General features: G+C 43.6%; 11 protein-coding genes. 3 read left to right on the forward strand and 8 right to left on the reverse strand.

Going from position 1 to position 14,173, the window contains the following annotated elements; all coding sequences use genetic code 11:
• Positions 1-55 precede the first annotated feature (55 nt).
• Both NDN13_RS01750 and NDN13_RS01755 read right to left on the reverse strand, forming a co-directional pair.
• Entirely contained in the window at positions 56-835 is a 780-nt protein-coding gene (locus NDN13_RS01750; RefSeq protein ID WP_251116941.1) for a TorF family putative porin, read from the reverse strand.
• A gap of 127 nt (positions 836-962) precedes the next feature.
• Positions 963-1,412, reverse strand: a complete 450-nt coding sequence (locus NDN13_RS01755; protein ID WP_251116942.1) for a winged helix-turn-helix transcriptional regulator — start codon at positions 1,410-1,412, stop codon at positions 963-965.
• 96 nt (positions 1,413-1,508) lie between these two features.
• Between NDN13_RS01755 and NDN13_RS01760 the strand changes: the two genes are divergently transcribed.
• A complete protein-coding gene (locus NDN13_RS01760; RefSeq protein WP_251116943.1) occupies positions 1,509-2,759 on the forward strand; it encodes an MFS transporter in 1,251 nt (416 codons plus the stop codon).
• Positions 2,760-2,803: 44 nt separating this feature from the next.
• Here NDN13_RS01760 and NDN13_RS01765 read toward each other — a convergent pair whose 3' ends face one another.
• From NDN13_RS01765 to NDN13_RS01780, 4 genes are all read right to left on the reverse strand, one after another.
• Positions 2,804-3,682 (reverse strand): CopD family protein, encoded by an 879-nt coding sequence (locus tag NDN13_RS01765; RefSeq protein WP_251116944.1) that lies wholly within the window; start codon positions 3,680-3,682, stop codon positions 2,804-2,806.
• Positions 3,683-3,760: 78 nt separating this feature from the next.
• On the reverse strand, positions 3,761-4,132 hold the full coding sequence (locus NDN13_RS01770) for a copper resistance CopC family protein (RefSeq protein WP_005202707.1): 372 nt from the start codon (positions 4,130-4,132) through the stop codon (positions 3,761-3,763).
• A 124-nt stretch (positions 4,133-4,256) separates the two neighbouring features.
• The gene (locus tag NDN13_RS01775) at positions 4,257-5,441 is read right to left on the reverse strand and encodes a TCR/Tet family MFS transporter (protein WP_251116945.1); all 1,185 of its coding nucleotides are present in this window, start codon (positions 5,439-5,441) and stop codon (positions 4,257-4,259) included.
• 309 nt (positions 5,442-5,750) lie between these two features.
• On the reverse strand, positions 5,751-6,974 hold the full coding sequence (locus NDN13_RS01780; RefSeq protein WP_251116946.1) for an MFS transporter: 1,224 nt from the start codon (positions 6,972-6,974) through the stop codon (positions 5,751-5,753).
• 150 nt (positions 6,975-7,124) lie between these two features.
• Here NDN13_RS01780 and NDN13_RS01785 point away from each other — a divergent pair, with 150 nt between their 5' ends.
• Complete coding sequence (locus NDN13_RS01785; RefSeq protein ID WP_251116947.1) at positions 7,125-7,901, forward strand: AraC family transcriptional regulator; 777 nt, start codon at positions 7,125-7,127, stop codon at positions 7,899-7,901.
• Positions 7,902-8,000: 99 nt separating this feature from the next.
• The gene (locus NDN13_RS01790) at positions 8,001-9,152 is read left to right on the forward strand and encodes a winged helix-turn-helix domain-containing protein (protein WP_251116948.1); all 1,152 of its coding nucleotides are present in this window, start codon (positions 8,001-8,003) and stop codon (positions 9,150-9,152) included.
• 53 nt (positions 9,153-9,205) lie between these two features.
• On the opposite strand, the gene NDN13_RS01795 is transcribed toward NDN13_RS01790, so the two are convergent.
• Positions 9,206-10,396 carry an acyl-CoA dehydrogenase gene (locus NDN13_RS01795; protein ID WP_251116949.1) on the reverse strand — a complete coding sequence of 397 codons (1,191 nt, stop codon included), beginning with the start codon at positions 10,394-10,396 and terminating at the stop codon, positions 9,206-9,208.
• 181 nt (positions 10,397-10,577) lie between these two features.
• Complete coding sequence (locus NDN13_RS01800; protein ID WP_251116950.1) at positions 10,578-14,045, reverse strand: indolepyruvate ferredoxin oxidoreductase family protein; 3,468 nt, start codon at positions 14,043-14,045, stop codon at positions 10,578-10,580.
• Positions 14,046-14,173: the final 128 nt, after the last annotated feature.

Below are 14,173 nucleotides of genomic sequence, written 5' to 3' on the forward strand. Positions count from 1 at the left end.
CATACAGCAAGCCTGTATATTGGTTGATGCTTGCTGTACTTCGCTTAGCTTTATTCTAAAAAGACTTGGTCAAGCTAAACACGGCGGCAGTTTTAACCCCTTTTTTATTGCTATCTGAATAACCAGAGCTATCAAGGTTGGTTCCAATTGCAGCCAGTTCCGCACTTAAGTTCATCGGTTTATAGCTATAATTTGTGCCAATTTTCCAATCGAAGAAATGATCTTTAGGATCTCCACCATAAATTTCTTGGCTTGCTTTGGAATAGCCTAAGCTTGCAACTGCACCAAAGTTGGTTTCGGCAATGGGAGTGCTATATAAAAGGTTAAAATACCAATTTTTGACATTTTCACCTATGCTTTGGCGAGTGGCTTTGCCTCCATATTGCGGGGTATAGCTCACACTCGGTGTAAAGCTATCATTATCGTTCAAAGCATTATTGATGATTAGTTTGAGATAATACTCATTATAATTTAAGTCGCTTTTACCGACATAATGATAACGCAGCATACCGAGATCAAGAGTGGGTTGGAATTTCCCTAAGTTGATTGGAGTGGTATAGCCAATAAAAGGATCGAGTTCTAAGTGTGCTTCATCACCAAAATCAACATTCGAAGCAAAAGCCGAGGCATAGAATCCTGAGGAATGATTTAAGACAAAGTTACCTTGCAAGGCTGCATCATTCTGGGTTTGAGTTTGTCCACGCCAACGATATTCACTGGCCAATGTGACATTGCCACTCAGCACTAAATTCGATGTTGTGGGCTGATCTGATGCTAACGCATCGTTTGAGGCTAAAACAGTTGTTAAAACCAGCACACAATGAAAACCTTTCATAACATCCTCAGCATATGAGTTAAATTTGATGTGATGTATATTAGGTTTTAATTGATTGATAAATAATAAAAATATCGTAAATTATGCGTAAAGAAAGCATAAATTTTTAACACATATTTAATAGCCGCTATAGATTCACTTTTAATACTTCTGTTGTATCCGCGTCTAAGATATGCCCTTTACTTGAGCTGAGTGTCATTAATGGCACAGGTTTTTGGGTGGATTTTTCGATCAGGACAGAATGCGCTTCATTTTTCCCAAATAGATATTGTTCACCCCATTGGCGTAATGCAACCACGATCGGGAACAGCTGTTTTCCTTTATCCGTCAAAATATATTCTTGATAGGCTGTGCCATCAGACGCGGCTCGCATTTCTAGAATTTCAGCATCAATTAATTTATGCAGTCTGTTGGATAAAATATTACGTGCAACACTCAGACTACGTTGTAGATCACCAAAGCGATGTATCCCATCCATCACATCGCGAATAATCAGCAATGACCAACGATCTCCAATCACATCAGCACAACGTGCAACAGGACAAGGTTCATCTACGGAAGTTTTATTTGATGACATCGTATTCTCGGAACAGTTGAATCAGACTAGTTGCATTTTAAAACTAGATCGCTTATGGTTCAACTGGTTTTAATTTGAAACTAGTTTGGTGCTGCGATGAATAGTCCCTGTACATCGGCTTTATCACAAAATGAAAAGCATTGTTTAATCCAGTCCAAAAAATTGCCGACCTGTTTGGTGTGGCTATTTGCCATTGCAAGTGGTCTGAGTGTTGCCAATGTTTATTATGCGCAACCATTGCTTGATGCAATTGCAGCGGATTTGGCAATCAGTTATGCCGCTGTTGGCAGTGTCATTCTCGTGACTCAACTGGGTTGTGCGATCGCTTTATTGTTGTTAGTTCCATTGGGAGATCGAGTCGATCGTAGACGTTTAATGCTATTACAGCTATTCGGATTGGTGCTTGCATTGACTGCTGTAAGTATCACTAAAACGGCTATAGGCATATTTGCAAGTATGTTTGCTGTTGGCATGTTAGGGACTGCTATGACGCAGGGACTGATTGCCTATGCTGCAAGTGTTGCCGAATCCCATGAGCGTGGATATGTCGTAGGTACAGCACAAAGTGGCGTGTTTATCGGATTGTTATTAGCACGTGTTTTTGCTGGAGGTGTGAGCGATTTAGCTGGATGGAGGAGCGTATATTTTTGTGCAGCAACACTGATGTTGATGATTGCATTCCCACTTTGGAAATCCTTGCCAGTACGATCCAATACACAGAATACGTTGGCTTATCCTCGTTTGATTTTGTCGATGTTAAGTTTGCTTTATCACAATAAACTATTACAAATACGAGGCATATTGGCATTGCTGATGTTTGCAGTATTTAATATTTTTTGGAGTGCACTGGCATTATTGTTGAGTTCTCCTCCTTATCAGTATTCCCATACCGCTATCGGTGCATTTGGTTTGGTTGGGGCACTGGGGGCATTAATGGCCACAAAAGCTGGACAATGGGCAGATCAAGGCTTTGCACAAAGAACCAGTGCTTTTGCATTGCTCGTCATCTTATTGTCTTGGTTGGCATTCGCTCAAATGGAATACTCAATTGTGGCATTAATCATCGGTATTTTATTACTGGATCTGGGTGGGCAAGCTTTACATGTCACCAATCAAAGCATGATCTTACAAACTGGACAGGACAATCAAAGCCGCTTAATTGGACTGTATATGTTGTTCTATGCCGCAGGTAGTGGATTGGGAGCAATCACTACAACCATCACCTATGCAAAATCGGGGTGGTATGGGGTATGTTTACTGGGTGCCTGTGTAAGCTTTATGGCCTTATTGTTTTGGTGCTTAACACGGCATGTTAACATAGTCATTAGACACTGCGTAGAAACATAAGGTGAATTGAGAGATATTAAAATCAGCATCAACATTATAGTAAATCACTCAATCCCGACCACAGTCGTGATATATGCGGTGGTCATTAAAATAATTAACCCAAGTGACATTTCAAACAGGATGGCATAACCCAACTGTTTCGCAAATTTAGGCTGTTGCAAGCGCGGGGTAAAGTACCATTTATTAAATGCAGCTAATAATAAAATGCTAAAAACAAATAATAGTTTAATGATAAAACCTTGCCCATAAGGCGTTGTGAGGAGGGTATCAACATCCTTAAACAACAACAGAGCGATGCTGACACCGCATGCAATTAATATCGCTACAATAAATGCCGCAATCCGCCCAAATAGATGCATAGCCTGTTTTAATGGCAGTCCAGTGATGATGTGGCTGATTTTCCATAATGGGTACAGTGATCCCATCCAGACAGACATTAAAAGCACATGGATGGTCAATAACAGCTGGGCAAAAATGGATAAATTGGTCACATGACCCAGTTGAGAAAAACTATAAGTGACTAGGAATATAGAAATCACCCAAAAGATCTTTTCAAAGATATTAACTCGAATGTTTTTTTGATTGAGCTTAAAAATGAGTAATAACAGAATCAGTGCAAAGCTGAAGATTCGAATGAAGTGGGTATGTCCTGTAGCAGTATTAATTATAATATTGATATAGGTCCAATTAAACATGCCCAGTAGACCTGTATTAGAAAAGCTACCAATTAAAAGTAAAAAGGCCAATACGCTTGAAAGCAATCCTAAAACTGCACCCAATGTCATATATTGGACAATGGTACTTTTTATTGCAGTATAACGGCCTAATAGGAAGTAGCAGAATGAACCGCCAATGACCATAATCATGCCGAGATAAAGGCTTATTTTGTTAAACCAAGCGGCAAATATCCAATATTCAGACATTATTTTTATTCCTTGGGATGAACAACTTACTCATTGATCGAGTTGGTAAATTGTTCATATCTCGTTATGAGCGATGTCTTATTTAAAGCTGAAACTATATTCACCATTCATGTTATGACCATCTTTGCCCATGGTGCTCCAAAGCACGGTATATTTGCCTTTTTTCAGTGTAGGGATGGCAATATCAAAGGTTTTTTTCAGGTCATGGCTGACTTTATAATTCAGCGGCAATTCTCGGCGTTGTTCATCTAACACTTGAATTTTCATTAACATCACCTCATCACCAAAATTAAGGCTTAGGTTTTTAGGTTGGGTTGAAACAACGGTATTTGCAGCAGGGCTAGCACTGATCAAGCTGACATGAGCAAAGGCCGTAGATGTGGCGATGGTTAGGGTTGTACCGATGATCAGGTTGCGCAACATGGTTTTACTGTTTTGTACAAGACTCATTTCTTATCCTCTTTAAAGCATGATGTATGGGAAATGGCACAATCAGCGCCATCTGCTTTCATGTTTGATTATCCAAGTAGCATCAGTACTTCTAGGCGACAGGAAAATTACGTTTTTGTCATTCTTATGGCTGTAGGTTTGGTTTCAGGCTACGAAGGACAAGTGGAAGGGCAAGCAGATAAATCACGGCCACGCTTAACCATATAGCACCTGGCCATTTGGATTGAAATTGAAAATATAGGCTAGAGAACAACAGTGGGGCAAACATAGAGGCTAAACTGATCGTCGATGCAATGATGCCCTGAAACTGGCCTTGTTGTTCAGATGAGACTTTTTGTGAAGCCAAGGCTTGTAAAGATGGGGTACCGATACTGCCTAGGGCGAAAATTGGCATGATGGCAAAAATCATCCAGCCTTGCTGCGCAAAAGCCATCACCACTAAGGCAATAGCGCTACAACTCATGCCGATTAAGACTGTATTTCGATTACCAAAGCGGCTGGATGCGTGTTGTGGAACAAAAGCCTGAACCAGCATTTGGCATAAACCAAACATGCCTAAAGAAAGACCGATCCAGAAAGCATTCCATTGAAAAGCTGCATGTCCCCATAAAGCCCAGCAAACCGCATAGGCTTCACCTGTGGCACTAAAGATAAAAAAAGTGGCAATTAAGGGCAACACATTGGGGATCGAGCGAAGTGAAGCAAAAGCTTTAAATGGATTAAGTGTCATTGCAGATTCTTGATGAGTATGATCTGCTGTTTTTGATTCAGATAGCGCCCAATAGGTCAATAAAAAGTTGTGACCTGTCAGTATGGCTGCAATCAAAAAGGGAAGCCTGAGCCAATATTCACCGAGCAAACCACCCAGGATTGGCCCAATAATAAAACCTGCGCCAAACATCGCGCTCATTAAGCCAAAATGTTTTGCACGCTGTTCTGGTTTTGAGATATCCACCAGATAAGCAGACGCAACAGACATATTGGCACTGCTCATGCCTGCAATGATTCGCCCCATGAATAACAGTACGAGGCTATGTGAAAAGGTGAGCAATATATAGTTGGTGGTCGAGCCTGCCAGTGACAGCAGCAGAATCGGTCGTCGTCCAAACTTGTCACTTAATGCACCGAGCATGGGGGAAAAGATAAATTGCATGGCAGCATAGAGACTACCGAGCAGACCGATGTACAGCGCAGTTTGGTGAGTATGGCTAATATCTTGAAGTAATGTGGGTAAAATTGGAAAAATAAGCCCGATTCCGATTGCATCTAAAGCAATGGTCGAAAAAATAATAAATAGAGAGCGATTCATAAAGCGTCCTATCGAAAAAGCAGGTACAGCAATGCTGCGAAAACCTGTTAACGATGCCTGATAACAACTCAAGCCCTGATGAACGCTGACCGAATCTTAAAGATTGGGATATGTGTCGATAAGATATTTTTTAATGAAAAGCTATCTGTATCAATTTTTCGCGATTTTTTATCGTAACAATGAAAATGAATGAATTGAACAATCCACTCATCTGTTGAAAATTTTAGCACTTAACGGTGAAGAGAAACAAGATCATGCTTATTTATGGGAGCAGATGCATTTGGCATGCTGCATCTGCTGATGAAATAATTATTTTTTGGTATTCGGCAATAACGCTGTGATAAAACCTAACAGTGGTAGGAAAGAGCAGAGCTTATATACCCATACAATGCCATGGGTATCAGCCAAGTGACCAAGACCTGCTGCGCCAATTCCACCAATACCAAACATAAGACCGAACATCAAACCAGCAACCATACCGACACGACCGGGTACTGCTTCTTGTGCATAGACCACTAAGGCTGAAAAGGCTGAGGACATGACTAAACCAATAATAATGACCAGAATTGCCGTGCCAGTTAAGCCGACATAAGGCAACATCAGCGCAAATGGGGCAATGCCTAAGAATGACACCCAAATCACAGCTTTACGTCCAATACGGTCTCCAACTGGACCTCCAGCAAAAGTACCGAGTGCTACTGCGCCTAAAAATATAAATAGATACAGCTGAGAGGTCTGAATCGAAACATTAAAGCGTTCAATCAGGTAGAAAGTGAAATAATTGGTAATGGCCGCGATATAGATAAACTTGGCAAACATCAACACACAAATCACGGCCATTGCCTGAATCACTTGTTTACGGGTCAAGGTAGAAATGGCAGGTTGACTGGCAACACGCTGCACAGGTGTCTGCTTGATGACCCATTTGGTCACACGTAATAAAACAAATATGGCCAAAGCAGCAACCAAAACAAATAAACCAATCGCCCCTTGTCCATTCGGAATAATCACAGCCGCAGCCATTAATGGCCCAATCGCAGAACCGGTATTGCCGCCAACCTGAAACATGGATTGGGCGGTACCAAAACGCCCACCTGACGCGGTACGGGCGATGCGAGAGGCTTCTGGGTGGAAGGTTGATGAACCCACCCCAATGAGTGCAGCAGCAAACAATAAGCCTTGAAAGCTTGCAGCAATTGCCATCAAACCAATACCAAGCAGTGTGGCTGCCATGCCTAAAGGTAATAAATAGGGTTTTGGATGCTTGTCCGTATAGAGACCAATCCAAGGTTGTAATAAAGAGGCGGTGATTTGATAGACCAAGGCAATCCAGCCAATTTCAGCAAAACTTAAAGAGAATTCGGCCTTTAACATCGGATAACTTGCAGTCACCACGGCTTGAATCGAATCATTTAGCAGATGGGCAAACGCTACTGCGCCGACAACGCGTAATATGAACTTTTGGGGTTGATCATTGGGTGGAAATTGCGCTTGTGGAAATGCATTCTCAAGAGTGCCTGTATTGCTTGCCATGATTGCTCCAACACGTTGTATCAGCTTAAATGGTGATGCTGAAAGAGGTTTGTTTTTCAGTGCATTTATCCTAAACTGAACAGAAATCGGCCCACAATCATATTTGGGACAGATAGTATCGAGTTCAGGCCATTTTCAGGGATGAAGGCAATGCGCAATATTCAGGTCAATGATTTTCAGGATGTACTGCGTGATGTAATGGCAACAGGTAATGACTACCCAGATAGTCACCTGCTGCCGAGTCATCGGCATAACAGAGGTCAATGTCTATATGCCATTACAGGAGTACTTACGGTGATAACCCATACAGGCAGTTGGGTGGTGCCACCGAAACGTGCGCTTTGGATTCCTGCTGGGATTGACCATGAAGTGCATATGGGTGGGATTACCAAAACACGCAGTGCCTATATTCTTCCACAAGCTGCAATGCAGGCAGATTTGCCCAGCCATTGTGCAGTGATCAATGTATCGCCGTTATTGCATGAGCTACTGTCTACTGCAGTTGATCTCCCTGCGGAATACCAATTGGGTGGTCGAGATGATTATTTAATGCGATTGATTATTGAAGAAATTGCACTCATGCCAGAGTTGCCTTTAAATGCGCCCTTACCACAAGAGCCGCGTTTAGCTGCCTTGTGTTTGCAATTGTTGAAGACACCGAGCTTGGAGGATGATCTTGATCATATTGCAGCGCAGGTGGGGATGAGTCGCCGTAACTTCACCCGAATTTTTCGGCAGCAAACTGGGATGAGTTTTAGCAATTGGCGGCAGCAAGCCTGTTTACTCAATGCGTTGACCCGAATGGAATTGGGCCAATCCATTACCAGTGTGGCAATGGAGCTGGGTTATAGCAGCAGCAGTGCTTTTACCGCAGCTTTTAAACGTTCTTTAGGCGCGGCGCCACGTTTTTATTTACAAGGAAAATAAGCAAGGGATTGGCAGGATTGTGTTAGTTTAGTTTGAATAACTTCCATTATTTCACTTTCGCTCATCTGGGTTGATGAACACTATTTATACGATAATATTATGATTTCATTATTAAAACGCTTAGCTTTATCTCATCAAGGTTTAGAACAAAATAATAAATTTGGTGAGGGATTATCGGGAACACAACAAGCGATTGAACATCTGGGTTATGTGCAAATAGATACCATTTCCGTGGTTGAGCGCGCCCATCATCATGTGCTGTGGAGTCGGGTGCCGAATTATCAATTGGGTCATTTAAATCAACTGGTACAAGATCAGCTTGTTTTTGAGCATTGGGCGCATGCAGCGTCCTATTTACCGATGCGAGATTATCGCTATGCCATGCCGTTGATGAATTCAGTGCGTAATGGGGAAAGTCGTTACTTCTCAAGAGGCGATCAGCAACTAATGCAGGAGATTCTGGCGCAGGTGAAAGCTGAAGGCAGAATCCGACTTAGAAATATGGAAAAAGGCAAACGGGAAGGTGCCGCAGGTTGGTGGAATGCAGGGCCAAGCCGCAAGGCGATTGAGCAGTTATTCATGCAAGGCGATTTAATGATCTGTGAACGCAATGGCATGGAAAAAGTCTATGATCTGGCTGAACGTTGCATACCACAGGGCATTGATCTAAGCACACCGACTTTACAGGAATATGCACAGTATTTATTGGATACAGCTATACGTGCTCATGGCGTATTTACATGGAAGCAATTACTGCATTTGAAAACCAATAAGGATTTACGTGAAATTATGCGTAAATTACTTGATGAACAGATTGATGCTGGCGTGATCAAGCTGATTAAGCTTGAAAATGGACAACCGATTTATGTGGCCAGCGCCGTGTTAGCGCATGAACCGAACATCCAAGCAGAGGTCAAAATATTGTCTCCTTTCGATAATCTGGTGATTCATCGTGAACGTTTAAGCAGCTTGTTTGGATTTGATTATCGCATTGAATGTTATGTGCCTGCCGCCAAAAGACAATATGGTTATTTCTGCTTACCGCTGCTTTATGCGGATGATTTTGTGGGGCAAATTGATTGCAAAGTGCATCGTCGTGAAAAGCGATTAGAAGTGATTAGTTTGCATGTGCAAGAGGCTAAACTGCAGGATCAAGATTCATTCTTGCTTGCACTCAAACGAGAGTTACAACGTTTCGCTCAGTTTAATCAATGTACGAGTATTGACCTAGATAAGATCAACATGGGATAGGGCGAGTCATCAAACTTTGATGCTCGCCGTTTCGTCTCAGTCGTCACTTCGCTTTAGAACGCTGCGAGTCCTGTTTGGGCACGGCCTAAGATCAAAGCATGCACATCATGGGTGCCTTCATAGGTATTCACAACTTCAAGATTGACCAGATGACGGGCAACACCAAATTCATCACTAATTCCATTTCCGCCCAACATATCTCGTGCCAAACGGGCAATCTCCAAGGCCTTACCACAATTATTGCGTTTAATCAGAGAGGTCGCTTCCACTGAGGCAATACCGTCATCTTTCATTCGACCAAAGCGAAGGGCAAGCTGTAGGCCGAGCGCAATTTCTGTTTGCATATCGGCTAATTTTTTTTGAATCAGTTGGTTGGCAGCCAGTGCTTTACCAAATTGTTTTCGATCTAGGGTGTATTGGCGTGCAGTATGCCAGCAAAACTCGGCTGCACCCATGGCGCCCCAAGCAATACCATAACGGGCACTGTTCAAGCAGGTGAAAGGGCCTTTTAAGCCACGAACCTCTGGAAATGCATTTTCTTCAGGCACAAAGACTTGATCCATCACAATTTCACCCGTAATAGACGCTCTTAAGCCGACTTTACCGTGAATTGCAGGCGCAGAAAGTCCTTGCCAACCTTTTTCTAAAATAAAGCCACGAATCGGGCCGACATTTCCTTCAGGTGAAAGCTCTTTAGCCCACACCACAAATACATCCGCAATTGGACTGTTGGTAATCCACATCTTGGCGCCAGTTAAGCGGTAGCCACCTGCTACTTTTTTGGCGCGACAGGCCATACTGCCTGGATCTGAACCATGATCGGGTTCGGTTAGACCAAAACAGCCAATCCATTCACCTGTTGCAAGTTTGGGTAAATATTTTTGCTTTTGCTGTTCAGTCCCGAATTCATGAATGGGAACCATCACCAAAGAACTTTGCACACTGGCCATTGAGCGATAGCCAGAGTCCACGCGTTCAATTTCATGGGCAATCAGTCCATAACTCACATAATTTAATCCTGCACCACCATATTGTTCTGGGATGGTGGGTCCGAGCAGGCCTAATTCACCCATTTCTCTAAAGATATGCGGATCGGTTGTTTCATGGCGGAATTGATCAAGCACCCGTGGCATTAACTGGTCTTGGCAGAAGGCATGGGCTGTATCACGGATCATGCGCTCTTCTTCGCTTAGTTGCTGCTCAATTAAAAATGGATCATCCCAGCGAAATTCAACACGGCTCATTCTTTATTCCTTCATCATTGTTCTAGCAAGTTCTTATCATTTTTCTCAGCTGAGCTGTTTGGTGAACTCAGCTTAAGTCGAAATACTTTAACGTATTTGGGATGTGCTGCAATTAAATTTTAATCAACTGACCAAGCATCTCCTCAGAAATTGGATCTGCTTAGTCAGTGACCTATAGGGCTTAGACTTTGTTGGTGAGATCGGCTGATAACTCATCCCAGCGTTGATTTGCGCTTTGCATCGCCTGCATTTTGATATGTCCAAAACCACGGACTTCAGCCGGTAGTTCGGCAATCTGTTCTGCAACAGCCAGATTATAGCTGTTTGGTGATGAGATCAGGGTTTCAACAAAGGCGATGTAGCGATCACGCCATGCATGTTCATATTGACGTTCTTGTTGACGTGCAAATGGATCAAAGAAACTTTCGCGCAGCCATTGTAAACGCGCCAGTAACATCATTGGAAAGCGCATCCAGTAACCAAAGATACGTTTACGCACATTGGTCCCCAGTGTCGGTGGAGCGAGATGATAGGATAAACGTACTCCACGACCAAATTGCGACTCAATGGATTTCTTAAAGTTTGCACCTGTCAGTAAACGTGCCACTTCATATTCATCTTTATAGGCCATGACACGATACAGTTGAGTTGCGATGGTAATTGCCAGTGCTTCAGGCAGTAATTTAGCAACCTGTTCCAATAACATACGATATTGATTGGCATAGGCTTCGTTCCAATAGTCTTGCAAACGTATCGTGCGATCATTGATCAGTTCAGCCAGTGTTTGCGGTGCATTGCTTTTTGGCAAGCTGTCGAGTAAACGGGTGATTAGGCTTGGATCACTGGCCAGGTGGCACCCAATACGGAAGGCTTCAAGGTTTTTATCAATCGCCGTGCCATTCAGTTGAATGGCTTTTTCAATACTTTCACGTAACAGAGGAATTTGCCCTGATTGCCATGCCATCCCTAAGAGCAGTTGATTAGCATAGATGGCATCACCTAGAACCTGTGTTGCGATTCGTGCCGCAGGTAAGGAGAGCAGATTTTCTTTGTGGACACGACCACGCAGACGATCAATCAAATCATGAATCGGTGCATACCAGTCACGTTTGTTAATAAAGTCAGAGGTGGGTGAACCATCTTCATTGACGATCACCATCGCATCTTGTTTTAAACGTGATAGCGCGGCATTACTGCCCGCCACAATGGCATCGGCACCAATCAATAGATCGCATTGATGTTCTGGAATTTTAGTTGAGGAAATTTGCGCATCATCTGCGGCAATTTGAATATAGGAATACACCGTACCGCCTTTTTGCGCCAGTCCCGCCATATCCATGACACGGGTGGCTTTGCCTTCCAAATGTGCGGCCATGCCCAGTAAAGCCCCAACGGTAACTACACCTGTACCGCCAACACCACCGACCATAATACGATTTGGTGTATCAGTCAGTTGAGGAATTAAGGGACGTTCAGGCCAACCTGTCGCAAAACCTTCAAACTTGGCAGGGCGTTTCATATCACGGGTATGCACGGTGACAAAGCTTGGGCAGAAGCCTTCCACACAGGTGAAGTCTTTATTACAGCTGCTTTGGTTAATTTGACGTTTGGTGCCCAAAGCGGTTTCTACTGGTTCAATTGAAAGACAATTTGATTTTTTGGAGCAATCGCCACAACCTTCACAGATATCGCTATTGATATAAAGACGTTCAGCAGGGTCAGGGTAAGCATCACGTTTACGGCGACGGCGTTTTTCACTAGCACAAGTTTGCACATAGATTAAAGCAGTGACACCCGAAATATCACGTAACTCACGTTGTACTGCATCAAGATCATTGCGATGGCGGATTTCGACATGCGGTGCAAGGTGCTCTTCGGCATGGATTAGCTCAGGTTCATCGGTCACGATAACCTGTTTTTTAATGCCTTCAGCATCGAGCTGGCGAGTCAGTTGCGCGACACTCAAATGTCCATCAACATGCTGACCACCAGTCATGGCAACCGCATCGTTATATAAAATCTTGTAGGTAATGTTGATGTTTGCTGCAATGGCTTGTCGAATCGCCAGATAGCCTGAATGGAAGTAGGTGCCATCACCGAGATTGGCAAAAATATGCTTTTCATTGGTGAAATGTGATGCACCCGCCCAACTGACACCTTCACCACCCATTTGCGAGAAGGTTTCGGTGCCGCGATCCAATGACACTGCAATATAGTGGCAACCGATGCCGCCAAGTGCACGACTACCTTCTGGTACGACGGTTGAGGTGTTATGTGGACAACCGCTACAGAAATACGGTTTACGCTCGGCCAAATCCAGTACGCGGCGTGATTCTTGTTCTGCCTTATACAGTAAATCGACACGACTCTGGATTTGCTGTCTTAAACTTTCAGGCAAATCTAACTGTAAAAACCGTGCTGCCAACATTTTGGCAATCGGTTCAGGTTGGAACTCGTAATGCCCAATCAGCGGTGCTTCTTCAAATGAGGTACTCCATTCACCTTTACCATGGATCGCTTTGCCGATCACATGTGGACGTTGCTCATCAGGCAGGGAATATAATTCATCTTTAATTTGTGCTTCCAGAATTGGACGTTTTTCTTCGACCACAATCAGTTCTTGTAAACCCTCAGCAAATTCACGTAGACCTTGTGGTTCCAAAGGCCAGATTAAACCGACTTGATAGACCCGCAGACCAAGTTGTTGCGCTGTTTCATTTTCAATGCCGAGAATGCGCAAGGCTTCGATGGTATCGAGATAACCTTTACCACTGGCTGCAATACCAATACGGGCATGCTCACACGGCCATGTGATCTGATTCAGTTGATTGGCACGCGCATAGGCCAGCACAGCAGGTAAGCGATATTGATAGAGTCGTTGTTCTTGTTGGATGCCATGATCTGGCCAGCGAATATGGATGCCGTCGGCAGGCAGCTCGATTTCAGGTAAAACAGGTGTGACACGATCGAGATCGACAAGGACCGAAGCCGAGGTTTCCACAATCTCACTAACCAGTTTCATTGAGGTCCAAACCCCAGCAAAACGTGACATGGCAATCGCATGGACGCCCAAATCGAGAATATGTTGCACCGAAGTTGGATAGAAAATTGGAATGCCACAACCCATCATCACATGTTCAGATTGGTGGGGAACGGTGGATGATTTACAGGAATGGTCATCACCAAACAGGGCAACCACGCCACTGTGTTTGGCCGTTCCTGCAAGGTTGGCATGGCGGAGTACATCGCCTGAGCGGTCTACACCTGGGCCTTTACCATACCACCATGCGCTCACACCATCATACTTACCCTGACCTGCGAGATTGGCTTGTTGCGTGCCCCAAATGGCAGTCGCTGCAAGGTCTTCATTGATACCAGGTTGAAAGACGACATGGTGATCTTTAAGCAGGCCTCCAATTTGCCAAAGGAAATTATCATAATTCCCGACAGGGGAACCGCGATAACCTGAAATGAAGCCGGCAGTATGCAACCCGTTCAATTCATCACGGCGAGTCTGTGCTAGAGGTAACCGAACCAGTGCCTGAATGCCTGTCATATAGGCCGAACCGTGATCACTGATATATTTATCGTCCAGTGATACATCTTTAGTAGCGATCATTTTTGGAGTAACTTTTGTCGCTATATTCATTTATGTCTCCTTAGAATTGTGTGTAGTTTTGACTACTTTCTTTTTTTCAACATCCGGTTGAATATTTGGAGTAAGTACATATTTTAAAAAGATTGATCAGTGGCGTTCGCTAAAAAAAACTGCTCAAT

The sequence above is a fragment of the Acinetobacter sp. C32I genome (genome assembly GCF_023702715.1).
In the GTDB taxonomy this organism is placed as follows: domain Bacteria; phylum Pseudomonadota; class Gammaproteobacteria; order Pseudomonadales; family Moraxellaceae; genus Acinetobacter.

Coding starts and splice junctions, on each gene's coding strand:
- NDN13_RS01790 (WP_251116948.1), top strand. CDS start 8,001: ATGATTTCATTATTAAAACGCTTAGCTTTATCTCATCAAGGTTTAGAA.
- NDN13_RS01795 (WP_251116949.1), bottom strand. CDS start 10,396: ATGAGCCGTGTTGAATTTCGCTGGGATGATCCATTTTTAATTGAGCAG.
- NDN13_RS01775 (WP_251116945.1), bottom strand. CDS start 5,441: ATGAATCGCTCTCTATTTATTATTTTTTCGACCATTGCTTTAGATGCA.
- NDN13_RS01780 (WP_251116946.1), bottom strand. CDS start 6,974: ATGGCAAGCAATACAGGCACTCTTGAGAATGCATTTCCACAAGCGCAA.
- NDN13_RS01765 (WP_251116944.1), bottom strand. CDS start 3,682: ATGTCTGAATATTGGATATTTGCCGCTTGGTTTAACAAAATAAGCCTT.
- NDN13_RS01750 (WP_251116941.1), bottom strand. CDS start 835: ATGAAAGGTTTTCATTGTGTGCTGGTTTTAACAACTGTTTTAGCCTCA.
- NDN13_RS01760 (WP_251116943.1), top strand. CDS start 1,509: ATGAATAGTCCCTGTACATCGGCTTTATCACAAAATGAAAAGCATTGT.
- NDN13_RS01770 (WP_005202707.1), bottom strand. CDS start 4,132: ATGAGTCTTGTACAAAACAGTAAAACCATGTTGCGCAACCTGATCATC.
- NDN13_RS01755 (WP_251116942.1), bottom strand. CDS start 1,412: ATGTCATCAAATAAAACTTCCGTAGATGAACCTTGTCCTGTTGCACGT.
- NDN13_RS01800 (WP_251116950.1), bottom strand. CDS start 14,045: ATGAATATAGCGACAAAAGTTACTCCAAAAATGATCGCTACTAAAGAT.
- NDN13_RS01785 (WP_251116947.1), top strand. CDS start 7,125: ATGCGCAATATTCAGGTCAATGATTTTCAGGATGTACTGCGTGATGTA.